We start from the raw sequence: 25,178 nt of genomic DNA on the forward strand, positions 1-25,178 counted from the left end.
TGAAGCGCGTCGCATGAGGCCGGTCCGAACGCGACGTGCTTTAGGGAACGACTGAGACGCGGATCTCGTAGATGTCGACCGACTTGCCCTGCTTGTCGAAGTCGGAATTGATGGCGATGGTGCCGGCAGCGCCCGGACGCTTGTCGGGAAAGCGCACGTCGAACAGATATTCATTGCGCTCGCGACCGACGGCATAGCGCTTGCGGCCGCAGTCGCCGAGTTCGCCGAAATTGCAATCGACGGAAATCTGCGTCTCCTGGCCCTCCTCGGAGCGCGCGATGATGTCGAATGTGGCATGCTTGCCGGCCAGTTTTTCCAGCACGCCTTGTCCGACGTCGAAGCTGATGGCCGAGCCGGATGCCCCCGAGCGGATGCGCAGGAAGGAACCGCTTTCGTCCTGGATGACGTCGGCCTTGGCGTCCGACGGTGCATTGACCTGCGTCGGGTCACCCGGCGAAAAGACGTTGATCCAGTCGTGCGCCTGGTCCGCCTCGCCCTGCTTCGGCGGCGAAGCGGTGTCGTCCGGCGTGAAATCATCGCCGTCGACCGTTGGCGGCGCTTCCGGCGGCGCCGTGTCGAGCTCGGTCGCCGATTTGAAGACGCCGGTCTGGTTGGCGAAATAAAGGCCGATGCCGGCGGCTGCGAGCAGCGTCACACCGAAGAAGATCGCGGTCAAGGGCAGGCGCCGCCGCCTCGCCCGCCGGTCGTCGCGGTCGGGCGTCACTTCCGCGTCGTCGGTTTCGACGTCGGCTTCGGTCGGAACCGAGGCCCCCATGTCGATCACCGGCGCCTCGGCAACAGGCGCATCGGGCATGATGTCGGGAACGACCGGCAGGACGCGCGACCGGGGCGCATCGGATTCGGGCGGCTGCGCCGGACCGTCAACGACGACATCGGGCGACGGCGCGGCTTCAGCTTCGGCCGGGGGCTCCACCTCCGGTGCTGTCTTCAAACTGTCGGTCGGCGCGGCGACGTCGGCAACCGCCGGCAGGAATTCCGATTCGATTTCGGTGATCTTCGCCTGGACCGCCTTGCGCCGCTTGATGGCGACTTCCACGGTGACGTTTGGATTGGCCTGCAGGGCACGGTCGAGTGCCGCGAAAGCCGATCGATAGACCCGCTCGCGAAACGCCCGGTCGTCGGCATTGCCTTTCTCGAAGGCATTGCGGATCGCTTTTTCGATCGCGTCCAAGCGAATTCCCTCTGCAATTTCACTCACATTGCCATGATCGTTAGCCGCAGGCGACCAATCAATCAACAAGCGAGCGGCCGCATTCTGCCTTGCCGAGGGGCACAAAGCTCATTTCGGCGGTTTTCGGTAAAGGAATCAACATTTTTCCCTGATTTTCCCGCCGCGGCCAACGTGGCGGATGGGACGGCCTGCCGATACGGCATCACGCGGCCAATGGTAGATCCGCGCGGCGGCTGCCCTTGCGCCCGGCCGGAGGCGGCACGAATTGCCTCGTCCTGAAATCGCGACTGCCATCTTGAATTCGCGGCCGGTTGCGTCTATCACGCAGCCCATCTTGGAAGCTCGGCTTCCCGGGCCGCTTTAGCTCAGTTGGTAGAGCACATCATTCGTAATGATGGGGTCAGGTGTTCGAGTCACCTAAGCGGCACCAAACGGCCTATCCCGCGCGCCTGCTTCAACCAGCGCTCAGCCGAGTGGAAAAGCTGACGCCGCCGAGACGAGGGCGAGCATTGCCAGCACGATCCCCGCCGCCCGACAGATGACGCGATGATGCCGCACCGCGGCAGCGCGCACGAGCGGACGCGAAAGCGCGACGGCCAGGAATCCGTACCAGCCTATGTCGATGATGGCGACGATGGCCGCGACCATCAGCATCTCGTTCGAGGTCCGGATCGGCAGCATCAGCCCCATGAAGGCGACGGCGAAGAAAGTGGCGGTTTCAGGCGAGAGAATGCTGATGAGAAACCCTCCGGCAAACAATCCGGCCTGCCGAGGCGCTTCGCCGATGGCCGGCGGCGCCGTTCTGGCGATGCGCAGGGCCATCCAGCCAAGGACGGCCGCACCGGCGATCTTGACCGCCGGCACCGACAGCGACCCGGAAAGATGAACGGCGCCAAACGCCACCAGGACCGCCAGCACGGCGGTACCGGCGCCGATCCCGGCCACCAGCGGGATCGTCCTGCCAAAGCCGTGCAAGGAGGCAAGGCTGCCGGTCGCGAGGCCAATAGGGCCTGGCGTGATCATGATCACCGTATATGCCGCCAGGAATTGCAGCATCGCCGTCGACAGAATAAGCGAACTTGACATGCCGGTCTCCCGTTTGCTGCGCCGGTTACAGATTAGAGAAGAATCACCGTCGCGCTCCCACTCCCTGTTTCTCACCATGCGACGCGAAAATGCTTAGATGTTTTCAGATTTACTTTCCAAATAGAAGAATATCCCCGCGTGCCCAAAGCAGGTAACAGACGAGAAGCGTCGCAGGGATTGCGATAGCCTGGATCTGATCGGTGCGAGCGTCAGCAATGACGCGGGCGACTTCGGTCGCGGTGACGATAATTGCCGGAAAGCGGCTGAGCAGTACCGAAAGGCGGAAGAGCTCCGGCATTTTGAGGCCGAAGAGCACCGCGCCATGCGCGCCGAGCCTGAAGGCGCTGCCGAACTTGCCCACGGCATGGAGCAACCCCGATGTCACGACCAGGATTGGATTGCCGACGAGCAGCAGACTTGACCCGAGCACCAATGACCCGGTGCCGGACAGAAAATCTGCGCGCTGTATTGCCGACGGGTCGAGATGTCCGTTGCTGAGGGCGCGATGATACTCCTCGCCGCTGCGCAAGAAGATGGCGCTCGCCACCAGCAGCGCCAGTGAGTTCCAGCCGCCGGCGAGGTCGTGGCCGAAAATTAGAGGCGCGGCGAAAGTGCTGCTCGCCTCGGTTAGCGCCAGCCGAATCTGCATGAACATGGCCATGCCGAGGCCCAGCACATTGCCGGCAATATAACAGCCTCCGGGTCCTGAAAGCCGCACCGCGACCGCTTGTGCCAATCGTTGTCCTGGCCAGCGCCGCTGGGCATCCGCTTTTTCGCTTGCCGACATCGCCCCTGCTCCTGGTACGATCCGCCCCAGCGACGGACGCCGGCGGCGGCCCCCGTTCCGCCGCCGTTGCCCGCCTTCTCCCCCGGATCGTGAAGGCGTCGTGGTGTTGGGAGGTCCATCCACGCTGCGAGCAGAAGCCTACGCGGAGCGGCGGGCGTGCAAATCGGTACCGCCACCCATTTTTAGGCGGTCGATTTCCCAGTTTTCGCGGAAATTTTGCTGTGGGAACTACCCAGAGCCTGTTCCATCTCGACAGAATCGGCTGGGATCATGATCCAGTCTGGTGCGGTTCCAGCGGATGGGTGCCCGTCAACAGCCACGGCTCGCCTCGCAGGCGCAGGAGGATTTCCATGCGGTTTGCGGCATTGAGCTTGCCGAGCAGCGAGGAGACGTGATGCTCGATCGTGCGGGGCGAGCGCGATAGATGTCGCGCGACCTCCTTGTTGCTGATGCCCTGGGCGATCAGGGCGAGCACCTTCTGCTCGTGCCGTGTCAGGCCGAGCGGATGGCGGCGAGCTGCCGCATAGGGTCCGCGCTGCACCTTCGGCAGCAGGCCTGACAGGCCCTGACGCTGCGCAAGCTTGCGCGCGAGCGCCGCGGCCGCGGGCGCGTCGATCTGGTCGAGCATCGCCACGGCGCGAGCGAGCGCCGCCCCCGCATCCGCCCCACGAACCTGCATGAGGGAAAGCGCTGCCTCATAGGGCAGCGACAAACGCGTCCACTCCGCCGCGGCGGTCTGCGGATCGCCGAGAAGCTCGGCGGACCAGGGCGAGGGAATCGGCGCCGATTGCGCCGGCAGCGACCCGGGCATTCCGCATCGACGCCACCAGACCGACAATTCGCCAAGGTCCCGGGGGCGGAAATTGTCGAGGTTCATAGCCGCCAGCTCGGTAAGCTGCGCGTGGCTGGCGCCGACATCCTCGGCAAGCCAGGCCGCCTCCGCCAGCGCCAGGCGAACCGGGACGATACGCTGCGGCTCGCCGGTCGTCTGGCCCTCCACAAGCGCGCGCTGCAAAAGGTCGACGCCGTCGGTCTCGCCCAGCCTTACGCGGACCGTGCCAAGCACGGTGAGCGCCGGCAAGTGCATCACCATCGGCAGGCGTTCCACATTCATGACGCCCTGAGCGATGGTTGCGGCCTCGCGAAACCGGCCCTGTTCCATGCAAAGCTGCGCCTGCCGGCCGAGCAGGTATTGCGCCGCCGAATCGAGGTCGTGCCTGGTGCAGAATGCGATGCCTTCGGCCAGCAGCCGCTCCGCCAGCTCGAAGTCCTTGGCCACCACCGCGCATTCCGCAAAGTTCGTATAGGCCCGCGCCGCATGGTCGTGGAGCCCGTGCTCGAGCGCCAGGGCAAGGCTTTCCTCCAGCCGCTCAACGCCGCCGGGGCGGTTGGCAAACATGAGCGCGGTTCCGACATTGTTGAGGGCGTGAACACGCGTCTCGACCTCGCCCAGCCGATCGGCCAGACTGATCGCGCGCTCGCCCCATTCGATCGCCTCATCGAAACGATAGTGCAGCATGTGGAGCTGCGAGCGCGTGCTGTAGGCCATTGCCACCTCGGGACCGGGCGGCAGGCTTTCCACCTCACGCACGGCCTGGTCCGCATATTCCTCCGCCTGCGGGCCTTCGCCGCGCCGCCAGTGCAGCCGCGACAGCCAGCGTAGATTAAGGCCTACCTTGTCGATCCGGCCCAGCTGCCGCCAGATAGCGATGGCGCGATGCCGGGCCTCGATGATGGCGTCATAGACAAGCAGCGCCAACCCGGCCTCGTATGCCCAGTCCTCATGGAGCTGCGCGGCCAGCTCCGGCGGGGCCTGGTCGACATATCTGAGTGCGGTCGCCAGATGCGAGGCCGCCTCCCGATGCGCCCCCAGGCGCGCGGCTTGGCTGGCGGCGAGCGGCGCAAGTTCGAGCACGCGTTCGCCATTGTCGGCGCCGCCGGCGTGGTGCACGCGGCGCGAAAGCAGAGCGCTTGCCTGCGAGGCCGGAACTTCCGAGAGTGCCGCTTCGACCTTCGCATGGAGCGAGCGTTGCACAGAGGGGGAGAGCCGGTCGAGCGTCGCTTCCCTGGCAAGCTCGTGACGAAATGTCAGCGCGCCCTGGTCGTCCCGCCGCAGCAATCCGCGCACGACACATCGATCGACGAGCACTTCGGCCTCGGCCCCGAGAAGGGCCCGGATCAGCCACGGCTCAACGCTGCCCGGCATGATGCTCATGACCTCCAGGACGTCGCGCTCTCCAGGCGTCAGGCGCGACAGGCGCGACCACACCGCGTCGCGTATGGAATCGGGCACACGCGCCGATTCGGTCTCGCTGCTGGACAGGAGCTCGGTAACGAAGAAGGGATTGCCCTCGGTAATGCGATAAAGCCCGTCGGCGGAACGGCCGGCCTGTTCGGCCAGCATTGTCACCGCCTGGGGAGACAGCGGTCTAAGCGTCACGCGGCGTACGGAGGCGGCGGGAAGATCGCCGAGCACGTGGGTCAGCGGGTGATCGGCGTTCAAATCCTCTCTGCGCATGCTCAGCACCAGCATGGTGCGGAGCAGAGAGACGCGGCGCCCGAGATATCTTACGAGGTCGAGCGTCGCATTGTCCGCCCAATGCATGTCCTCGAAGATGAGCACGGTCGTGCCCTTGGCGCGCTGCAGCGCATTCAGCAATGCCGGGAAAAGCCGCTCCGGCGCAGCGGTCTCCTCAAGCAGCGCCGCCACGCGCGGGTCGAGCAAGTGGGCCATGTCCTGGAGAGGGCCCAATGGGCGTGGCGTGAAGAGCGCCTCGCACCAGCCCCACAGCACCCGGCAGTCCCGGTCGGCGTTTTCCGCGAATTCGCGCAGCAGAGAGGTCTTGCCCAGGCCCGCCTCGCCGTGCACCAGCACGGTCCCACCATGTCCGGCAGCAGCTCTCTCGGCCGCGGCCAACAAAGCTCCAAGTGGGTCCTCTCGCTCAAGCAGCATCAAGCCCGCGCCTCCAGAATATTGAAGGTACAACAGCAGGCAATGAGTGCAACACAGTCGTTTCACATGGCCGGGAATGTTTGGCAAATAGCCGCTCGGAACCGGGCGTCATTTGTCCTGGAGCAGATATGTTTGCCGCTGCCGTAGGCACGAAGGCCACAGAACAGGCAGACCGCCACGGCGGGCGTTGACAGCCCAGGCGAAGCGGACTGTAGTTCTGCGAAGCAACCACTGCCCCGAGCCTCGAAAAAGGCCGCTCACTTCACCGGATTGTCGCCCAGCGACGCCACAGTCTTCAGCGCGCCGTCGAGCATGTCGCCCTTCTCGTCCTTCAGCGCCGCTTCGCGCAGGCGCCGGATCCAGTCTGCGGCGTCCGGGCGGCCCTTGAGCTGGTCGAGCGCCGACAGCACCCGGTCGAATTTCGACTGGGCGCGGGCGTGGGTGTCGCTGTAACCCTTGATCAGCCGGCGGCAGTTGAGGATCTCCGTACCAAGCGCGTAGTCCTGGCCGACTTGGCCCAGCGCCAGCGCATACCAGCGCTCGAGATGCGCGGTCTCGACCTTGTGGCGCAGCAGGCGGCGGCGCCAGCGGCGCAGGCCGCCGATGAACCACAAAGCGGCAAAGCCGGCGAAACTGTCGGTGCGGATGCGGCGGCCGCGATTGATGCGGCGGTCGAGAAAGGCGGCGAGCTTCGGCCAGTCCTCGATGTAGCTGCCGAGCCCGGCCGGCAGCGTGCCGCAGAATTCCTCGATGCGCGGGTGGAAATATTCGGTCACCTGCAGGACCGAGCCGTCCTTGACGCCGACCTCACGGCGTACGCGTCGGGCGCGGCTCGAGCGCGTCTTCAGGTCGGCGACGCGGATCATGTCGTCGTAGCACATGGCGTTGGCCAGATGCTTGGCGGCGGCGATCGACAGCGCGTAGGCGTGTTCGGCATCGTCCAGCGCGACTGCCTGGTCGAGCCTATCGAGATACTCGCCGCCATAAGCAACGTCCTGATAGTCGACGACTTTTTTCAGGCCGCGAAGCGCCATGTCGCGGACAGGAGCCGGCAAAGCATCGACCCCGGCGGCCAGCGATTGCCAGCCTTTTAACAGGCTTTCCGGACCGCTGACTTTTGTCGTTGCGGCTAAGCCGGTTTCGGCGGCTGCCGGCTGTGCAGTCTTGTCGCCCGAATGCACACTCGCGATGCCGCGCGCCCGATCGTAGGCGGCGCCGAAGGCGGCGAGACTGGCCTTGACACCACGGCCGCCGGCACTGACCGCCTGCTCATAGCTTTCGCGACTGAACGGCAAGGCATCGGAGCCGGCCAGCGCGCCGAGCAGGCTGGCCGAGATCATCGAGCCATTGTCGGCGGCGATCTTCTCCATGTCGAAGGCGATGAAGCGCTTGGCCGCGGCTTCCGCCGTGGCATGCACCTTGGAGGACGAGGCGCGGCCGTCGCCGGGCTCGATCTTCTCCGAGACCGCGGCGATGCGGTGCGACGAGGCGATCAGCGTGGTGCGCTCGGGCGTGACGAAGCCGCGGATGATGGCGCGGCCGGCCTCCATCAGTTCGGCGGCAATCAGGATGTCGACGTCGCCCTGCGACGGCGACAGCGCGAAGACCGGCAGGCGGCCGGTGTCGCGGCACATTTCGACATAATAGATGGTGGCGCCGGTGCGCTGGGCAACGCCGGCAACGGAGGTTGATTGCGCGACATAGAAATTGCGCTCGGCGACGTCGGTGATCCAGTCGGCCAGCACGCCGCCGCCCTGGCCGCCGACCGCCAGCACGGCAAGCTTGATGACGCGCTCGTCTTCGGGGGCGCCGGCTTTCGAGCGCGATGAGGGCACGGCGTCAAGCATCGGCGAATGTCAGGCGCCGGTTTTCACGGCGCCGCTGCAAGAGACCGATCATGGCGCGACGCGCGGCTTCAAGGAAACGGTCCCAGCGGCTCGGATTGTGGACGACATCGGCGCGGTAGAAGGACGGGCAGAGCACCGCCGCATCGGCGACCTCGCCGCAATTGCCGCAACCGACGCAGCTTTGGTCGATATGCGCCACCGGATCGTCGCGCAACGGATCGTTGAGCGACTTCACCGACAGCGACGGACAGCCGGACAGCCGCATGCAGGCATGGTCGCCGGTGCAGATATCCTCGTCGACACCGAATTTCGGCTTGACTATGCGCGTCCCGCCCTTGATCGCCTTGTCGACCAGCGGCTTTTCGCGGCGCTGCCGGTTGAGCATGCATTCGGACGAGGCGACAATGACTTTCGGGCCCTTCTCGTCCGTCGTCAGCGCCTCGCGCAGCGTGTCTTGCATCTTGGTTACGTCGTAGGTGCGGTCGATGTGGCGCAGCCATTTGACGCCCATGCCCTTCACCGCCTCGGTGATCGGGTGCTTGGTCGACTTGGTCTTGTTGCCGGCGCGGGACGACAGGATGTCCTGCCCTCCGGTCGCGGCCGAATAGAAATTGTCGACGATGACGATGACGCCGTCATTCTTGTTGAACACGGCATTGCCGACCGAGGAGGTCAGGCCGTTGTGCCAGAAGCCGCCGTCGCCGACGAAGGAGATCGAGCGGCGCTTGGCATCGGGCGAATTGAACGCCGAAGCCGAGGCCGGCCCCAGCCCGTAGCCCATGGTAGTGGCACCTAGCTCGAAAGGCGGCATGATCGAGAACAGATGGCAGCCAATGTCGGAGGCGATGTGGTGCTTGCCCAGCTCCTGCTCGACCAGCTTGGTGGCGGCGAAGATCGGCCGCTCCGGGCAGCCGACGCAGAAGCCGGGCGGCCGGCCCGGGACGACGTTGATCAGGTCGGCGGTGTCGAGCCCGTCGCCGATCTTGTTCGGCGCGCGGACCTCGCTTGGCAGCAGATGCGGGATGGTGGCACGCAGGAACGATCCGATGCCGTCGAGCATCACCTGGCCGGTATATTCGCCGGCCATAGGCAGATGTTCCTTGCCGACGAGCCTGGTGCCGCGGCCGGCCTTGTGCAGCATCGCGGCAAAGGCCTGTTCGATGTAGTTGGGCTGGCCTTCCTCGACGACGAGCACGGCGTCCTTGCCTTCGCAGAAGGACAGGAATTCGTCATCGACCAGCGGGTAGACGGCGTTCAGCACATAGAGCGGCACGTCGGTGTCGCCATAAGTGTCGGCGAGGCCGAGCCGCTGCAGCGCCCGGATGACCGAATTGTACATGCCGCCCTGCATGACGATGCCGACCGAGCCATGCTCCGGGCCGAAAAACTCGTTGATCTTGTTGGCGCGGATGAAATCCACCGCCGCCGGCCAGCGTTTCTGCACCTTTTCCTTCTCGTGCAGGAAGGACGCGGGCGGCAGCACGATGCGGCCGGTGTCGCGGCGCGGCGCCTCGAGCGCATCGGCCACAGTCATTGCCGGGCGCTTGTTGTCCTTGGCGATGAAATGGCCGTGGACATGGCAGCAGCGAATACGGACCTGCAGCATGACCGGCGTGTTGGAAACCTCGGACAGCTCGAAGCCGTCCTCTACCGCCTTGACGATCGACGGCAGGTTCGGTCGCGGGTCGAGCAGCCAGACCTGGCTCTTCATGGCAAAGGCGTGGCTGCGCTCCTGCATGATCGAGGAGCCTTCGCCGTAATCCTCGCCGACGATGATCAATGCACCGCCGGTGACGCCGCCGGAAGCGAGATTGGCGAGCGCGTCGGAGGCGACATTGGTGCCGACCGTCGACTTGAAGGTCGCCGCGCCGCGGATAGGATAATGCACGGATGCCGCAAGCATAGCGGTGGCGGTCGCCTCCGAGGCGCTCGCCTCGAAATGCACGCCGAGCTCGCCCAGGATATCCTGCGCGTCGGCCAGCACGTCCATCAAATGGCTGATCGGCGCGCCCTGATAGCCGCCGACATAGCCTACGCCGCATTGCAGCAGCGCCTTGGTGATGGCGAGAATGCCTTCGCCGGAAAACTCCTCGCCGGCGCCGAGCCTGAGCTTTTCGACTTCCTTGGCAAAAGACCGTTCGGCCATTTTGGGCTCCTTCCGTTACCGCCCCGATGGCGGCGCGTAAGATCAGATGTCGTGCTTGCGAATGTTCTTCAGCATCTTCTGCAATGTCGCGATCAGCGCCGCGTATTCGGCATCGTCGACATCGTCGAACATTGCCTCGAAAGCATTGTGCATGGCCGGCCAGGCGCGCGCGAACTCGGCGCGGCCATCGTCGGTCAGGAACACATGGCGGATACGGCTGTCGGTGACCCCCTGCTCGCGCCGCACAAACCCTTGCGCCTCCAGCGTGTCGAGCGTGCGGCTCAAGGTCGACTGCTCGATGACGGTATAGACCGAGAGATCGTTGACGGTGACGCCATCGGTGACCGACAACACAGCCAGCGTGCGCACCTGCGGAATGGTCAGACCCTGCTTGCGGAAATTGTCACGCAAGGTGGCGTTGTAGCGGCCCATGATACGGTTCATCAGATAGGGCGCGAATTGCTGCAGGCCGATCTGGCCCAAAGTCGAGATGCGCTGGCGCTTTTCAACCTTCTGTTCCATCACAGCCTCCCCGCCAGGAGAAAGCCGGAGCCGCCGCCCAAGCCAGCACCCGGATGGGTCGAGGCACCGATGTGGTAGAGACCCCTGACCCCGGTGGCGTGATTGCGGCTCGTCTTGAACGGCCGCCACAGAAACGACTGGTCGATAGCCGAGGAACCGCCATAGGGGTCGCCGCCGACCAGATTGATGTTCATCGCTTCCAGGTCGGCCGGCGAACAGGCGCGGCGTGCGATGACGCTGTCCTTGAACCCATCGATATGGCTGGCAAGGATCGCTTCGGCACGGTCGGCATAGGCTTCGCGCAGCGCCTCGGTCCAGCGACCGTCTGCCGGTGTTTGCAGTTTGCCGGCGGCATCGCCCTTGATATGCCGTGGCGCCTCGGGCAGTTGCAGCCACAGGACCGCCTTGCCGTCCGGGCAGCGCGATGGGTCGAGCGCGTGCGGCTGGCCGATGCACATGGTCGGCACCTCCGGCAGCATGCCGCGCACGGCTTCGTTGCAGGCCTTCGAGACGCCGTCGAGCCCCGGCGTCAGATGCAGCAGCGCGACCTTGTCCAGGCCCTCGCCGCGCCATGCCGGCGGCTTGTCCAAAGCATAGTGGATCTGGAAATTGCCCTTGCCGTAGCGGTATTTTTGCGCTGCCTCGACGTCTGCTTTCGGCGCCGCGTCGCCGAGCAGCCGCTCGTAGAGCTGGGTCGGCGTGACCGAGCAGATGACGCTCTTGTTCACGTTGATCGTTTCGCCCGAAGCCAGCCGCACGCCGGCGGCGCGGCCTCCGCTTTGGACAATAGCCGCGACGTCGGCGCCGGTGCGGATTTCGCCGCCACGTTCCCTGATCAGGGCCTCGAAGGCGGCCAGCAGATTCCTGGCACCGCCCTTGACGATCGGCGCGCCGGCCGCCTCAAGCGCGAAGGCGATGACCTTGGCGATCTGGCCGGAGAACGCGTCCTCAGGCCCGAGGCCGGCATGCAGCACCCAGGGCGCCCACAGCGCGCGCATGGTTTCCGACTGATAGGTGCTTTCCAGCCAACCGCGCGCCGGCACCAGCGCGCTGCCGAGAAAGGCGGCAAGGCCACGCGGGCCGCGCCGCCAGGCTTCACCCGCCAGCAGCCTGGCCGTCGGGTAGGACCACAGGCTGCCACCGAGCAGTCCGAACAGCAGACCGGCGTTGCGCTCGATCTCGCCGACATCGTTTGCGTGCCGGTCGCCGTCGCCCGCGGCAAGCGCATTGATCGCCGCTACATTGGCGATACGGTCGGTGCGCAGGACGGCATGGCTGCCGTCCGGGCGCAGCACACCGGTCGGCGTGGAGCTGTTGCAAAACTCCAGGCCGTGCCGCGCCAGATCCTTGCCCAGCGCCGCATAGGCCGGCGAGGTGATGAACAGGACAAAGGTCGTCGCCATCACGTCGTGGATGAAGCCGGGCGCGGTGATTTCTTCGGTGCGCATGCAGCCGCCGATGCGGTCGTTGCGCTCGAGCACCAGCACCTTCGCCCCCTTGCCGCCAAGCATTGCCGAGCAGACCAGCGCGTTGATGCCGCTGCCGACGACGATGTGATCGGGAGCGCTCATCGAGGGTTGCTCCTAGCCGGCAGGAGTTCAATTCCAGAGATAGGCGCTCTACGGCGCCGTAGAGCCGCAGCTTTGCAAGGCTGCCGCTCCCACTCCGTCACCACCGTGCCACTTCCGCACATGATCTTCTCCCGAAGACCGCAGCTACCCTATTGCCTTGGCACCAACGCCAACGCGCGGATCGGGCTGCCGGTGCCGTGCTCGATCTTGAGCGGCGCCGCGATCAGGATCGCGCCTTTCGGCGGCAGCCGGTCGAGGTTGCAAAGGCTGGCGAGACCGTAGCGGTTAGCCTTGTGCATCAGGCTATGCGCCGGGAACGGCGGCTCCATTCCCCCTGCTTTTCCAGCATCCGTGCCGATCGTCTCGCTGCCCCAGCCCTTGATGTCCTTGCTAATCAGATACTGGATGGCTTCGGCGGTCGGGCCAGGCGTGTGCGGTCCGGTCTCATTGGCGTTGAGGAACTCGGCTTCCGAGCCGTTGCGCTTATACCAGTCGGTGCGCATCACCACCCACTCGCCGGGGTTGATAGCGCCATGTTCGGCTTCCCATGCCTTGATGTGATCGACGGTGAGCAGGAAATCGTGATCGGCTGCCGCTTGCTTGGAACAGTCGATGACGTTGACGGGTCCGACGAAGTTCTGCGCCGGAATGGTGTCGGTGGCGCCGTCCGGATAATCCTTGCCGGTGATCCAGTGGTTGGGCGCGTCGAAATGCGTGCCCGAATGCTCCCCGAGCTTGAGCCAGTTCCACGCCCACCACGGACCGTTCTTGTCATAGGCGGAGATGGCGTGGATCTCGATCTTCGGCGTGTCGACCGCCAGTTCCGGCGGCAGCTTGATCAGCGGTGTGTCGGGCCCGAGCGGCGCCGTCAGGTCGACCACCTGAATGGCGCCTGAAAGCAGCTGGCCGGCGACTTCGCCTAAAAGTTGTCGTGTGTCCATGGTCTCTGTTCCCTCTTTCTCGATGGTGCTGAAGGCTCTCGCGGCCCTTAATATCCTACTAGACGAAAACATATGCATCTGCAATTATCTTTAAGCATAAAGGAAATGGGACGGGGCGTGAGCGAGTTCGACGCCATATTTGTCGGGGCAGGCCACAACAGTCTGGCATGCGCCGCGCATCTGGCGCTCAAAGGCTGGAAAACCGCAGTTTTCGAGCGTAATGCAACGATCGGCGGCGCCGTTCAGACGCGCGAATTGACGCTTCCGGGCTTCCGGCACGATTTCGGCGCGATGAATCTCAGCCTGTTCGCCGGCTCGGCCTTTCACAAGAAATATGCAAATGAATTGAAAACCCACGGGCTGGAATTTGTGCCGGTGGCCGACTGTTTTGCCAGCGCCTTCCCCGACGGTCGCTGGTTCGGCGTCAGCAGCGACCTGGAAGTGACCGCCTCGCGCATGGCCGCTTTTTCCGACGCCGACGCACAGACATGGCGCCGTCTGGTTGCGGCATTCCCGGCGGAGGCCGAGCATCTGTTCCGGCTGCTGGGCTCGCCGATGAGCGGCCGTGCGCTCGCCGGCACCGCCTGGAACCTCTGGCGCAAGAAGGGTTTTGCCGGCGCGCTCGATACAGGTCGGTTGCTGCTTTCGTCACCCCGCGCCTGGCTCGAGGATACTTTCGAGTCACCGCATGTCAGGGCGACGCTGGCCACCTGGGGCATGCATCTCGATTTCGCGCCTGACATCGCCGGCGGCGCGGTGTTCCCTTACCTCGAATCCATGGCCAACCAGTGCTTCGGCATGGTGCTCGGCAGAGGCGGCGCCGACACGATTATCCGCGCTTTGTCGGGCATGCTCACGGCCGCCGGCGGCAAGATCGTCACTGGGGCTGATGTCGCCGAGATCACGGTTTCGGCCGGCAAAGCGACCGGTGTGCGGCTCACTTCCGGCGAGACCCACACCGCCACCAAGGCCGTCATCGCCGGTGTCGCGCCCAAGGCGCTGACCGGGAAACTGTTGCCTAACGGATCCGGCGACACCGGCTTCGACACGGCCGTGAAAAAATTCCGCCACGCGCCGGGGACGTTGATGATCCATCTGGCGCTCGACGACCTGCCGGACTGGCGCGCCGGTGCCGAGCTTCGGCAGTTCGCCTATGTGCATCTGTCGCCGTCGCTCGATGCCATGTCCTGGACCTATCAGCAGGCGATGTCAGGGGTGCTGCCGGACGAACCGGTGCTGGTCGTCGGCCAGCCGACGGCCGTCGATCCCTCGCGCGCGCCGGACGGCAAGCACGTACTTTGGGTGCAGGTGCGCATGCTGCCAGCCGAGATTGCAGGCGATGCGGCGGGCACGATCGCGGTGGCTCACTGGGACGAGGCTAGGGAGCACTACGCCGAGCGCGTCCTCGACATTATCGAGCGCTATGCGCCCGGCCTTCGTCGGAAGATCCTCGGCCGCGCCGTGTTCTCGCCCATCGACCTCGAACGCGAGAACCCGAACCTTGTCGGCGGCGACCAGATCTGCGGCAGCCATCATCTGGCGCAGAATTTCCTGTTCCGGCCGGCGCGCGGTTACGCTGGCTGGAACACGCCGGTCGGCAATCTGCACCTGACCGGGGCGGCAACATGGCCCGGCGCCGGCACCGGGGCGGCGTCGGGCTTCATGCTCGCGCAACAACTTGGCGGGAGGTAGGCTCCATTTTTCATCTAGGGTGAAGGAGGACAAGGCGCGGTTGCCCAAGGAGCCTGAACCCACCGATTGACAACGACACCGCGCATAAAAGCAACAGGGGAACGACCATGACAATCAACAGACGAGAATTGCTCGGATATGGCGCGGCCGCACTTGGCGCCACGGCGCTCGGCCTGCCGCAAATCGCCAGGGCTGCCGGCGAACTGACCATCGCCTACAATGTCAATTTGCCGTCCTGGGACCCGACCACCGGGCCTTCAGCGGTCAACCCGACCATCCAGGGTCTGTACCAGTCGGTGTTCGACCAGTTCATCCCGCAGAAGCCGGATCTTTCTTTCGCGCCCGGCCTGCTCACCGAATGGGGCTGGAACGAGGGTCGCAGCAAGATCATGATGACGGTGCGCGAGGGCGTCACCTGGCATGACGGCTCGCCATTCACGGCCGAAGACGTGGTCTGGTCGCTGCAGCGGGCGGGCGATGAAAAAACCGGCAACCCGATCCAGTTCGTCTGGAAGAACGTCAACAACTTCAAGATCGACGGCGACAAGATCACCGGCGACGTCGTGCAATTCGACCCGGTGTATTTCAAGTGGATGTCGTTCCTGACCGGCTACATCATGCCGAAGGCCTATTACGAAAAGGTCGGCGCCGAGGGTTTTGAGAAAGCCCCGATCGGCACCGGGCCCTACATGGTCGACAAATTCGAGCGCAACGCCTTCCTGCGGCTCAAGGCCAACCCGAACTACTGGGGCAGCAAGCCGGCCTTCGAGAACGTAACCATCAAGTTCGTTACCGATGCGGCGAGCCGCGTCGCCGAGATCGAGTCCGGTTCCTCGCAGGTGACCCTCGAGGTCCCCTATGAGGAATATGACCGCCTGATCGCCAAGGATGGACTTGCCGGCTCATGCAAGAACGTTTCCGACATCGGCATGATCTTCTTCAACGACATCGACGTGATGCTGGACAAGAACGTGCGCCAGGCGGCGGTGATGGCGGTCGACAAAAAGCTTTTGGTCGACCGGCTGCTGCGCGGTTACGGCCAGCCCATCGATACGCTGGAGACGCCGGAATACGCGGCCTACGATGCGTCGATCAAGGTGGAGCACAATCCGGACAAGGCCAAGGAACTGCTGGCCGCCTCCGGCTATTCGCCGGAAAAGCCGGTCAAGTTCACGATACAGACGACGAAGGGCTTCAAGCCCAAGGATTACGAGATGATCCAGGCGATCGTCGGCATGTGGCGCAAGGTCGGCATCGAGGCGACGATCGAGGTCTACGAGATCGCCAAGCACTACGAGCTGCGCGCCGCCGACAAGCTGGCGCCGGCGGCCTTCTACAATTGGGGCAATGCCATCGGCGATCCCACCACGTCGACCGGCTTTGCCATGTATGGCCCGAGCCCGCATTCGGTGTGGGACAGCCAGGACCTGATCGACATGATCAACCCGCTATGGGGCGAGAAGGACGAGGCCAAGCGCATTGCCGGCTGGAAGGCCGTCGACAAATATATCGCCGAACAGGCCTATGTGCTGCCGCTGATCCAGTATGCGCAGCCGATCGTGCATGCCAAGGGCGTCAATGTGGTGCAGCATGTGTCCGGCGCGCTGTTGCCGGCGCTGATGAGCCCGGCCTGAGATCAGCCCAGGACTAACGCGCGCCGTCTGCAACCACGGCGCGCCTTTTCCGCCAGGCATACAGGCGACCATGCTGCTGCAAAGATTCCTGATCCGTCTTCTGACCATGGCGATCACGCTGTTCGGCGTGGCGATCGTCGTCTTCATCGTCATCCGTGTCGCGCCGGGCGACCCGATCGCGATGATGCTGCCGCCCGGCGCGACCGATGCCGACATCGCTCGGCTGCGCGCGCTTTACGGGCTGGACAAGACCATCGTCCAGCAATTCTTCATCTGGCTGGCCGGTGTCGTCAGGGGCGATTTCGGCACGTCGATCTCACTGCGGCAGGACGTGCTTGGGCTGGTCTTCAATCGCCTCCCGGCGACGCTGGAACTCGCCATCGTCGCGCTTGTGATGGCGCTGGCGATCGGTGGCACGACGGCGATCCTCGGCGCGCGCGAACGCGGCACCGCGGTCGAAGCTGGCATCGACATCGCCAGCGGTGCGGCGCTCTCGATTCCCGATTTCCTGTGGGGTTTGGTGCTGATCCTTTTGTTTGGCGTGCTGGTGCCTATCTTCGACATTTCTGGCCGGGTGTCGCCGCAGCTCGACCTGCCCTTCGCCACGCAATTCTATCTGTTCGAAAGCATTGTACGGCTGCGCTTCGACCTGACCAGGGACCTGCTGGCACACATGCTGATGCCGGCGATTGCGCTGGCGCTGCCACTGGCCGCGATCATCTCGCAGCTGCTGAAACAGTCGCTGAAGGAAGTGCTCGACCTCGACTACGTCGTGCTGGCGCGGGTAAAGGGCTTTTCGGAAACGCAGGTCATCCTGCGCGAGGCGCTGAAGAACGCGGCCCTGCCGACGCTGACGCTGGTCGGCGTGCAGTTCACCTTCCTGATCGGCGGCACGGTCATCGTCGAACGACTGTTTTCCTATGAAGGTCTCGGCAACATGGCGATCGATGCCGTCATCAACCGCGACCTGCCGCTGATCCAGGGCATCGTGCTGGTCTTCGCGCTGCTGTTCGTGCTGATCAACCTTGTCGTCGACATGATGTACGCCCTGCTCAATCCGAGGCTGCGCCATGGATGAGGCCCGCATTTCGAGACATGGCTCGCGGGCACGCCTGTGGCTGGCCGGCGGCTGGCTGCTGATTGCGCTGCTGGCCGCGATTTTTGCGCCGTTGGTCGCACCGCAGGACCCGCTGGCGCAGGATTTGATGCTGGAGCGGCTGCCGCCTTTCTGGATTGATGGCGCCGAGCCCGGCTACTGGCTCGGCACCGACAGCCTCGGCCGCGATCTTCTGTCACGGCTGATCTTCGGTGCCCGCATCGCCTTCATCGTCGCCTTCGCGGCAGCCTTTGCCGCCTGCCTGGTCGGCTCGACGCTGGGGCTGGTCGCCGGCTATTTCGGCGGCTGGGCCGACCGCATCATCTCGCGCATCGTCGATGTCTGGATGGCGTTTCCGCCGGTGCTGTTCGCCATCCTGCTGGTCGCCGTGCTCGGCACGGGCTTAAGCTCAGTCATCATTGCCATTGCCGTCATCGACTGGACGCGCTTCTGCCGGGTGATCCGCGCCGAGACGATGGGCCAGTCGCGCATGGACTATGTCGAGAACGCCCGCATCGCCGGCTATGGCCGCATCGGCATCATGCTGCGCGAGGTGCTGCCCAATGTGGTGCCGTCGATCGTCGCGCTGCTGTCGCTGGAGATGGGCATTGCCGTCATCGTCGAGGCGATCCTGTCCTTCGTCAATCTGTCGATCTCGACCGATGACCCGACCTGGGGCGGCATCATCGCCGAGGGCCGCCTGTCGATCCATCAGGCCTGGTGGGTGCTGGTGTTCCCGCTGGTGACGCTGATCCTGACGGTGCTGTCGTTCAGCCAGTTTGGCGAGGGCCTCAGGGCACGTTTCGATCCGGTGCTGCGATGAACGCGCTGGCGAAACCCTGCCTCGACATGCGCAGCCTTAGCGCGGTGCTGCCTAATGGCTTGCGCGTGCTGCGCTCGGTGTCGCTCGCCGTCGAGCCCGGCGAGGTGCGCGCGCTGGTCGGCGAGAGCGGCGCCGGCAAGACGATGATCGGCAAGGCGGTGCTCGGCGTGCTGCCGCCGAGCGTGCGCATTGTCGAAGGCGACATGCTGCTTGAGGGCGAAGACCTCGGCAAGCTGCAGCCCAAGGCGCGGCGCACGCTGATCGGCGCGCGCACCGCGCTGATCCCGCAGGATCCGCTGACCGCGCTCAACCCGTCACGGCGAATCGGCCCGCAGATGACCGACCGGCTGGTGCGCATCCTCGGCTGGAGCGGTGAGAAGGCCGATACACGCATCCGCCAATTGCTGGACGAGGTGCAGATCCGCGACCCCGAGCGTGTCCTCAAAAGCTATCCGCACGAGCTGTCCGGCGGCATGCGCCAGCGCGTGCTGATCGCCGCGGCGTTTGTGGCCGAACCAAGGCTGATCGTCGCCGACGAGCCGACCACGGCGCTCGACGTGACCGTGCAGAAGCAGATCCTGCGGCTGATCGCGCAGCTGCAGCGCGAGCACCGCACGGCGATCCTGTTCGTCACACATGATCTCGGCGTCGTCGCCAAGATCAGCCAGAAGGTCTCGGTGCTCTATGCCGGCAAGGTGGTCGAGGAGGCCGAAACGGCTGCTCTCTTCGCCGCTCCGCAGCACCCCTACACACGAGCGCTGATGGCCGCGACGCCACGCTATACCGACCCCTTCGCCTCGCTGAAGCCGGTGGACGAGGCGGTGCTGGCCGGGCTTGCTTCGGAGATCGCCGCCGCCGATCAGGCCTGGAGGCGCCCGCATGGCTGAGCCGCTGTTTTCCGTGCGTGGGCTGAAGGTCGCGCTGCCCGACATGACGCGCAAGCCGCTGATCGGCCGCGCGCCCTTGGCCGAGATCCTGAAAGGGTTGGATTTCGACCTGCCAAAGGGATCGGTGACCGGCATCGTCGGCGAATCCGGCTCCGGCAAATCGACGCTTGGCCGCGCGTTGGTGCGGCTTCTGGAGCCCAGTGCCGGCAACGTCATCTTCGACGGCCGCGACATCACCCATTTGCCTGAGGCCGAGCTCCGGCCGCTGCGCCGCAATCTGCAGATGATCTTCCAGGATCCGATGTCGTCGCTCAATCCGCGCCGCACCATCTTCAGCATCATCGCAGCACCGCTCAAGCAGAACGGGCTTGGCGACAATCTCAAGGGGCGTGTCGCGGAGGCATTGCAGCGCGTCGGCCTGCCGCAAAGTTTTGCCAGCCGCTACCGCCACGAACTGTCGGGCGGCCAGCGCCAGCGCGTCGGCATTGCCCGGGCGCTGGCGCTGTCGCCGAAATTCGTGCTGGCCGACGAAATCGTCTCCGGCCTCGACGTGTCGACGCAGGCGCAGATCCTGACGCTGCTGGAAAAACTCGCCGCCGAAATGGGCCTGACCGTTGCCTTCATCAGCCATGATCTTTCTGTCATTCGGCGGCTCTGCCGGCACGTGATCGTCATGCGCGAAGGCGCGATCGTCGAAGCCAGTGCGACGGATACTTTGTTCGAGAAGCCGCAGCAGGCTTACACGCGCGATCTGCTCGCCGCCATTCCGCTGCCCGAGATCGATGATGCCTGGCTACTTCCCGCCGCAAAGGCGCTGGCATGAACACATTCCTATTCGCACGCCGAAGAGCGGGCCCCGGGCGTGCGCCGACAAGTCAGCTCGCGAAACGGAGGAGAACTGGAATGAAATATGCAATCAGAAACACGATGCTTGCGGCCGCTCTGGTCGGCTCGATGGGAGCAGCCTCGGCTGATTCGATACCCGGCATGCGAGGCCACGACCACACCGGCGTCACCGTCCCCGACATGGAGCAGGCGGTCGATTTCTTCACCGAGGTGGTTGGCTGCAAGAAGGCAATGTCGTTCGGCCCGTTCGCCGACGACAAGGGCACATTCATGCAGGATCTGCTGGGCGTCGATCCCAAGGCGGTGATTGAGGAGATCACCCTGGTCCGTTGCGGACACGGGTCGAACATCGAGCTGTTCAAATACACCGCGCCGGACCAGAGGGACCTGATGCCTCGCAACAGCGACATAGGCGGCTTCCATATCGCCTTCTATGTCGACGACATCGCCGCCGCAAAAGCCTATCTTGACGGCAAGGGCGTCAAGACGCGGATGGGGCCGCTGCCGGTTACCGAAGGCCCGGCCGCCGGCCAAACCATCCTCTACTTCCAGGCGCCCTGGGGCTTGCAGTTGGAAGCGATCAGCTATCCCAATGGCATGGCCTATGAAAAAGATGCGGAGACAGTGCTGTGGAGCCCGAAGAACCCGGAAAAATAGCCCGGGGCGTCCCTGGCCTGCGCAAGCCGACTGCCGGCAAGCGGGTTTCTGGAACGGATTGTTTCAATCCTGAAACTTCAAGCTTGAATTAATCCGTCTCAGGCGTAAACTCGACAAACAGAAGCGAAGAGGAGATCGCACGATGAAAGTTGCGGTTCTCGGCGGCGGACCAGCCGGGCTCTACTTTGCCATCTCGCTGAAGCTCAGGGATGCCGCGCATGAGGTCACGGTGTTCGAGCGCAACCGTGCCGATGATACGTTTGGCTGGGGCGTCGTGCTGTCGGCCGAAACGCTGGAGAACCTGACCAAAAACGACCCGGTCAGCGCCGTCTGGATCCGCAAGCATTTCGCCTATTGGGACGATATCGCCGTCATCCATGACGGCGTGCGCACGGTCTCGACCGGTCACGGCTTTTGCGGCATTGGCCGCAAGCGGCTGCTCACGTTGCTGCAGCGGCGGGCGCGCGAACTCGGCGTCAAGCTGGTCTTCGAAACCGACATCGCCGATCCCAAGCCATATATGGAGACGCACGAGCTGGTTGTCGCCGCCGACGGGTTGAACTCGAAAGCGCGGGGCGCCTTCGTCGACGTGTTCAAGCCCGATATCGACATTCGTAGATGCAAGTTCGTCTGGCTCGGCACCCACCAGAAATTCGACGACGCCTTCACCTTCATCTTCGAAAAGACCGAGCATGGCTGGGTGTGGGCGCATGCCTACCAGTTCGACAGCGATACCGCGACCTTCATCGTCGAATGCAGCGAGCAGACCTGGCAGCGCTTCGGCTTCGGCGCGATGTCGCAGCAGGAATCGATTGCCGTCTGCGAGCGCATCTTTGCCCGTCATCTCGGCGGCCACGCGCTGATGACCAACGCCAATCATATCCGCGGCTCGGCGTGGATCAATTTCCCGCGCGTCTTATGCGAACGCTGGTCCTACAAGAACCTGGCGCTGATGGGCGACGCGGCGGCGAGCGCGCATTTCTCGATCGGTTCCGGCACCAAGCTGGCGCTGGAAAGCGCGGTGGCGCTGGCCGACTATGTCGAGTCCGAGCCAGACCTCGAGGCCGCCTTTAGCAAATATGAGGACGCCCGCCGCACCGAAGTGCTGAAGCTGCAGTCGGCGGCGCGCAATTCGCTCGAATGGTTCGAGGAGGTCGAGCGCTATCTCGGCCTCGATCCGGTGCAGTTCAACTATTCGCTGCTGACGCGTTCGCAACGCATCAGTCACGAAAATTTGCGGCTGCGCGATGCCGAATGGCTGGCCGGCGCCGAGGAGTGGTTCCAGCGCCAGGCCGGCGCCGGGGGCAACAATCTGCGTCGCGCGCCGATGTTCGCGCCGTTCCGGCTGCGCGACATGGCGCTGCAGAACCGCGTCGTCGTCTCGCCGATGGCGCAGTACAAGGCGGTCGACGGCTGTCCGACCGATTGGCATTTCGCTCATTACGCCGAACGGGCCAAGGGCGGCGCCGGTCTCCTCTACATCGAGATGACGTGCGTCAGCGCGGAGGGCCGCATCACGCCTGGCTGCCCTGGTTTCTATGCGCCCGAGCATGAGGTCGCCTGGAAGCGGCTGGTCGAGTTCGTCCATGCCGAAACCGAGGCCAAGATCTGCGCCCAGATCGGCCATTCCGGTGCCAAGGGGTCGACCAGGCTCGGCTGGCAGGGAACCGACGTGCCGCTGCCCTCAGGCAATTGGCCCGTCATGGCAGCGTCTTCCGTGCCGTGGTCGCGGGAAAACCAGGTGCCGAAGGCGATGGACCGCGCCGACATGGATATGGTGCGCGACCAGTTTGTCGCTTCGGCCGAGATGGCGGCGCGCTGCGGCTTCGACATGCTCGAAATCCACGCCGCGCACGGCTATCTCCTGTCCTCCTTCATCACGCCCTTGACCAACCGGCGCACCGACTCCTATGGCGGCTCGCTGGAAAACCGCATGCGCTACCCCTTGGAAATCTTTCATGCGGTGCGCGCCGCGTGGCCGGCCGAGAAGCCGATCTCGATGCGCATCTCCGCTAATGACTGGCTGGGCATCGAAGGCGTGACGCCGGCCGATGCCGTAGAGATCGCGCGGCTGCTGCATGAGGCCGGCGTAGACATCTGCGACGTATCGGCCGGCCAGACTTCGGCCGTGGCAAGACCGGTCTATGGCCGCATGTTCCAGACGCCGTTTTCCGATCGCATCCGCAACGAGGTCGGCATGGCGACGATGGCGGTCGGCAATATCTATGAGCCGGACCACGTCAACTCGATCCTGATGGCGGGCCGCGCCGATCTCGTCGCACTGGCTAGGCCGCATCTTGCCGATCCGTATTGGACGCTGCACGCGGCCGTCACGCTTGGCGATCGCGGCGTCAAATGGCCGGATCCCTATCTGCCCGGCCGCGACCAGCTCTACCGGCTGGCCGAACGCGAAGCGGCAGCGGGGTTGAAAGTATGAGTGCCGCGGCGACGATTTCGGGGCGTCATGCGCTGGTCACCGGCGGCGGCTCCGGCGTCGGCCGCGCGATCGCGCTGGCGCTGGCCGGCGCGGGCATTGACGTGACCATCTGCGGCCGGCGCGTGGAGCCGCTTGCCGAGGTCGCCGCGGAGAACAAGTCCATCTTCGCCATTGCCGCCGACGTCACCGACGAGACGTCGATGGCGTCGCTCTACGAGGCAGCGGAAGCGGCACGCGGAGCGTTCGACATCGTCGTTGCCAATGCCGGCATGTCCGGCAGTGCCCCGGCGCAGCGGACCTCGCTGGCAGACTGGCAGCGCACGCTCGACGTCAACTTGACCGGTGCGTTCCTGACGGTGAAGCCGGCGTTGGCCGGCATGGCAGTGCGCAAGACTGGCCGTATCATCTTCGTCGCTTCCACCGCCGGACTGAAAGGTTATCCCTATGTCGCAGCTTACGTTGCCGCCAAGCATGGCGTCGTCGGCCTGATGCGGGCACTCGCCGTCGAGACCGCCAAGTCCGGCATAACAGTGAATGCCGTGTGCCCAGGGTTTGTCGAAACCGAGATGCTGGGGAGCACCGTCCAGCGCATCGTCCAAACGACCGGCCGCTCGTCCGAGCAGGCACGGACAAGCCTAGCCGCGACCAACCCGCAAGGCCGCTTCATCCAGCCGGAAGAAATTGCGGCCGCGGTACTTTATCTGTGTGGCGACGCCGCCCGGTCGATTACCGGGCAGACGATTTCGATCTCCGGAGGTGAGACATGGTAGCCGGTCCCCTGCCCGCCCCGTCCGGACCCGGCAAGGACCGCCTGCGGCTGTGGATACGCCTGCTGCGCGCCTCGCGCACCATCGAGGCCGAGTTGCGCGAACGACTGCGGCAAGAGTTCAACACAACGCTGCCACGCTTCGACGTGATGGCCGCGCTCTACCGCGCGCCGGAGGGCATGCTGATGAGCGATCTTTCGCGCTTCCTGCTGGTGTCCAACGGCAATGTCACCGGCATCATCGACCGGCTGGTCTCGGAAGGGTTGGTGATGCGGGCCCGACGCAATGGCGACCGCCGCACCTCGATGGTGCGGCTGACGGAAGAGGGATCGAAGATTTTCGCCGTGATCGCCGCCGCGCATGAGAAATGGGTCGGCGAGTTGCTGGGCAATGTGAGCGAGGATGAGGCTCGCCGGCTGACCGGCATGCTGACCTCCTTCCGCAGCAATTGGGAGGGACGGGAATGACGAAGCTGGCCGGCCGCAAGCCGAAGCATTTCCTCTGGCAGGTCGAAGGCAAGATCGCAAAGATCCGGCTCGATCGACCGGAGCGCAAGAACCCGCTGACCTTCGACAGTTATGCCGAATTGCGCGACATATTTCGCGACCTTGTCTACGCCGATGATGTCGATGCTGTGGTGTTCCTGCCCAATGGCGGCAATTTCTGCTCGGGCGGCGATGTCCACGAAATCATCGGCCCACTGATCAAGATGGACATGAAGGCGCTGCTCGCCTTCACCCGCATGACGGGCGATTTCGTCAAGGCGATGCTGAATTGCGCCAAGCCGATTATTGCGGCGGTCGATGGCGTGGCGGTCGGCGCCGGCGCGATAATCGCCATGGCCTCCGATATCCGCATCGCCACGCCCCAGGCCAAGACAGCATTCCTGTTCACCCGCGTCGGCCTTGCCGGCTGCGACATGGGGGCCTGCGCGATCCTGCCGCGCATCATTGGCCAAGGCCGCGCCGCCGAGCTGCTCTATACCGGCCGCACGATGAGTGCCGAGGAAGGCGAGCGCTGGGGCTTCTACAACCGGCTGGTCGATACCGCAACGCTTGAGGCCGACGCGCTCGACATGGCCGCGCGCATCGTTTCCGGCCCGACCTTCGCCCATGGCATGACCAAGACGCAGCTGAACCAGGAATGGTCGATGGGTCTCGACCAGGCGATCGAAGCGGAAGCACAGGCGCAGGCGATCTGCATGCAGACCCGCGATTTCGAGCGGGCGTACACGGCTTTCGTGGCTAAGGAGAAGCCGGTGTTCGAGGGAAATTGAGATGATCGCTTCCACGCT

Annotated in this window: 20 protein-coding genes and 1 tRNA gene; 12 read left to right on the forward strand and 9 right to left on the reverse strand. The window is 64.7% G+C overall.

Features of this window, described 5'->3' with window-relative positions; all coding sequences use genetic code 11:
• Positions 1-40 precede the first annotated feature (40 nt).
• A complete protein-coding gene (locus tag NKH41_RS00585) occupies positions 41-1,192 on the reverse strand; it encodes a hypothetical protein (protein WP_352769230.1) in 1,152 nt (383 codons plus the stop codon).
• A 354-nt stretch (positions 1,193-1,546) separates the two neighbouring features.
• Here NKH41_RS00585 and NKH41_RS00590 point away from each other — a divergent pair.
• Positions 1,547-1,622 (forward strand) — tRNA-Thr (locus tag NKH41_RS00590).
• Between the two features lie 35 nt (positions 1,623-1,657).
• Here the strand turns inward: NKH41_RS00590 and NKH41_RS00595 are convergent.
• The 8 genes from NKH41_RS00595 to NKH41_RS00630 all read right to left on the reverse strand — a co-directional run bounded on the left by NKH41_RS00595 (position 1,658) and on the right by NKH41_RS00630 (position 13,045).
• Positions 1,658-2,278, reverse strand: a complete 621-nt coding sequence (locus NKH41_RS00595) for a LysE family translocator (protein WP_352767109.1) — start codon at positions 2,276-2,278, stop codon at positions 1,658-1,660.
• Between the two features lie 109 nt (positions 2,279-2,387).
• Positions 2,388-3,065: a hypothetical protein gene (locus tag NKH41_RS00600; protein ID WP_352769228.1), complete on the reverse strand. Its 678-nt coding sequence runs from the start codon at positions 3,063-3,065 to the stop codon at positions 2,388-2,390.
• A gap of 268 nt (positions 3,066-3,333) precedes the next feature.
• Entirely contained in the window at positions 3,334-6,018 is a 2,685-nt protein-coding gene (locus tag NKH41_RS00605; protein ID WP_352769226.1) for an ATP-binding protein, read from the reverse strand.
• Between the two features lie 257 nt (positions 6,019-6,275).
• A complete protein-coding gene (locus NKH41_RS00610) occupies positions 6,276-7,865 on the reverse strand; it encodes an indolepyruvate oxidoreductase subunit beta family protein (protein ID WP_352769223.1) in 1,590 nt (529 codons plus the stop codon).
• Positions 7,858-10,011, reverse strand: a complete 2,154-nt coding sequence (locus tag NKH41_RS00615) for a thiamine pyrophosphate-dependent enzyme (protein WP_352769220.1) — start codon at positions 10,009-10,011, stop codon at positions 7,858-7,860. The genes NKH41_RS00610 and NKH41_RS00615 overlap by 8 nt, the downstream gene beginning before the upstream one ends.
• A 42-nt stretch (positions 10,012-10,053) precedes the next feature.
• On the reverse strand, positions 10,054-10,533 hold the full coding sequence (locus NKH41_RS00620) for a MarR family winged helix-turn-helix transcriptional regulator (protein ID WP_352769217.1): 480 nt from the start codon (positions 10,531-10,533) through the stop codon (positions 10,054-10,056).
• Complete coding sequence (locus tag NKH41_RS00625) at positions 10,533-12,104, reverse strand: phytoene desaturase family protein (RefSeq protein WP_352501691.1); 1,572 nt, start codon at positions 12,102-12,104, stop codon at positions 10,533-10,535. The genes NKH41_RS00620 and NKH41_RS00625 overlap by 1 nt, the downstream gene beginning before the upstream one ends.
• Positions 12,105-12,253: 149 nt before the next feature.
• Positions 12,254-13,045, reverse strand: coding sequence for a cyclase family protein (locus NKH41_RS00630; protein ID WP_352470017.1), 792 nt, complete (start codon positions 13,043-13,045; stop codon positions 12,254-12,256).
• Between the two features lie 117 nt (positions 13,046-13,162).
• Between NKH41_RS00630 and NKH41_RS00635 the strand changes: the two genes are divergently transcribed.
• The 11 genes from NKH41_RS00635 (at position 13,163) to NKH41_RS00685 (ending at position 25,160) form a co-directional block, all read left to right on the forward strand.
• Positions 13,163-14,737, forward strand: a complete 1,575-nt coding sequence (locus tag NKH41_RS00635) for a phytoene desaturase family protein (RefSeq protein ID WP_352540479.1) — start codon at positions 13,163-13,165, stop codon at positions 14,735-14,737.
• A gap of 107 nt (positions 14,738-14,844) precedes the next feature.
• Positions 14,845-16,371 carry an ABC transporter substrate-binding protein gene (locus NKH41_RS00640; RefSeq protein ID WP_352540478.1) on the forward strand — a complete coding sequence of 509 codons (1,527 nt, stop codon included), beginning with the start codon at positions 14,845-14,847 and terminating at the stop codon, positions 16,369-16,371.
• Between the two features lie 70 nt (positions 16,372-16,441).
• On the forward strand, positions 16,442-17,449 hold the full coding sequence (locus NKH41_RS00645) for an ABC transporter permease (RefSeq protein ID WP_352769213.1): 1,008 nt from the start codon (positions 16,442-16,444) through the stop codon (positions 17,447-17,449).
• Positions 17,442-18,290, forward strand: a complete 849-nt coding sequence (locus NKH41_RS00650; protein WP_352470013.1) for an ABC transporter permease — start codon at positions 17,442-17,444, stop codon at positions 18,288-18,290. Before NKH41_RS00645 ends, NKH41_RS00650 begins: the two co-directional genes overlap by 8 nt.
• Positions 18,287-19,177, forward strand: a complete 891-nt coding sequence (locus tag NKH41_RS00655; RefSeq protein ID WP_352769210.1) for an ABC transporter ATP-binding protein — start codon at positions 18,287-18,289, stop codon at positions 19,175-19,177. The genes NKH41_RS00650 and NKH41_RS00655 overlap by 4 nt, the downstream gene beginning before the upstream one ends.
• Complete coding sequence (locus tag NKH41_RS00660) at positions 19,170-20,000, forward strand: ATP-binding cassette domain-containing protein (protein WP_352769207.1); 831 nt, start codon at positions 19,170-19,172, stop codon at positions 19,998-20,000. The genes NKH41_RS00655 and NKH41_RS00660 overlap by 8 nt, the downstream gene beginning before the upstream one ends.
• An 80-nt stretch (positions 20,001-20,080) precedes the next feature.
• Positions 20,081-20,680, forward strand: a complete 600-nt coding sequence (locus tag NKH41_RS00665) for a VOC family protein (RefSeq protein ID WP_352769205.1) — start codon at positions 20,081-20,083, stop codon at positions 20,678-20,680.
• A gap of 142 nt (positions 20,681-20,822) precedes the next feature.
• Complete coding sequence (locus NKH41_RS00670; RefSeq protein WP_352769203.1) at positions 20,823-23,117, forward strand: bifunctional salicylyl-CoA 5-hydroxylase/oxidoreductase; 2,295 nt, start codon at positions 20,823-20,825, stop codon at positions 23,115-23,117.
• On the forward strand, positions 23,114-23,887 hold the full coding sequence (locus tag NKH41_RS00675) for an SDR family NAD(P)-dependent oxidoreductase (protein WP_352777315.1): 774 nt from the start codon (positions 23,114-23,116) through the stop codon (positions 23,885-23,887). Before NKH41_RS00670 ends, NKH41_RS00675 begins: the two co-directional genes overlap by 4 nt.
• Positions 23,881-24,351 carry a MarR family winged helix-turn-helix transcriptional regulator gene (locus NKH41_RS00680; protein ID WP_023676834.1) on the forward strand — a complete coding sequence of 157 codons (471 nt, stop codon included), beginning with the start codon at positions 23,881-23,883 and terminating at the stop codon, positions 24,349-24,351. The genes NKH41_RS00675 and NKH41_RS00680 overlap by 7 nt, the downstream gene beginning before the upstream one ends.
• Positions 24,348-25,160, forward strand: a complete 813-nt coding sequence (locus tag NKH41_RS00685; protein ID WP_352769200.1) for an enoyl-CoA hydratase family protein — start codon at positions 24,348-24,350, stop codon at positions 25,158-25,160. Before NKH41_RS00680 ends, NKH41_RS00685 begins: the two co-directional genes overlap by 4 nt.
• The last annotated feature ends 18 nt before the right edge of the window (positions 25,161-25,178 follow it).

The sequence above is a fragment of the Mesorhizobium sp. M1169 genome, assembly GCF_040318345.1.
GTDB lineage: Bacteria > Pseudomonadota > Alphaproteobacteria > Rhizobiales > Rhizobiaceae > Mesorhizobium.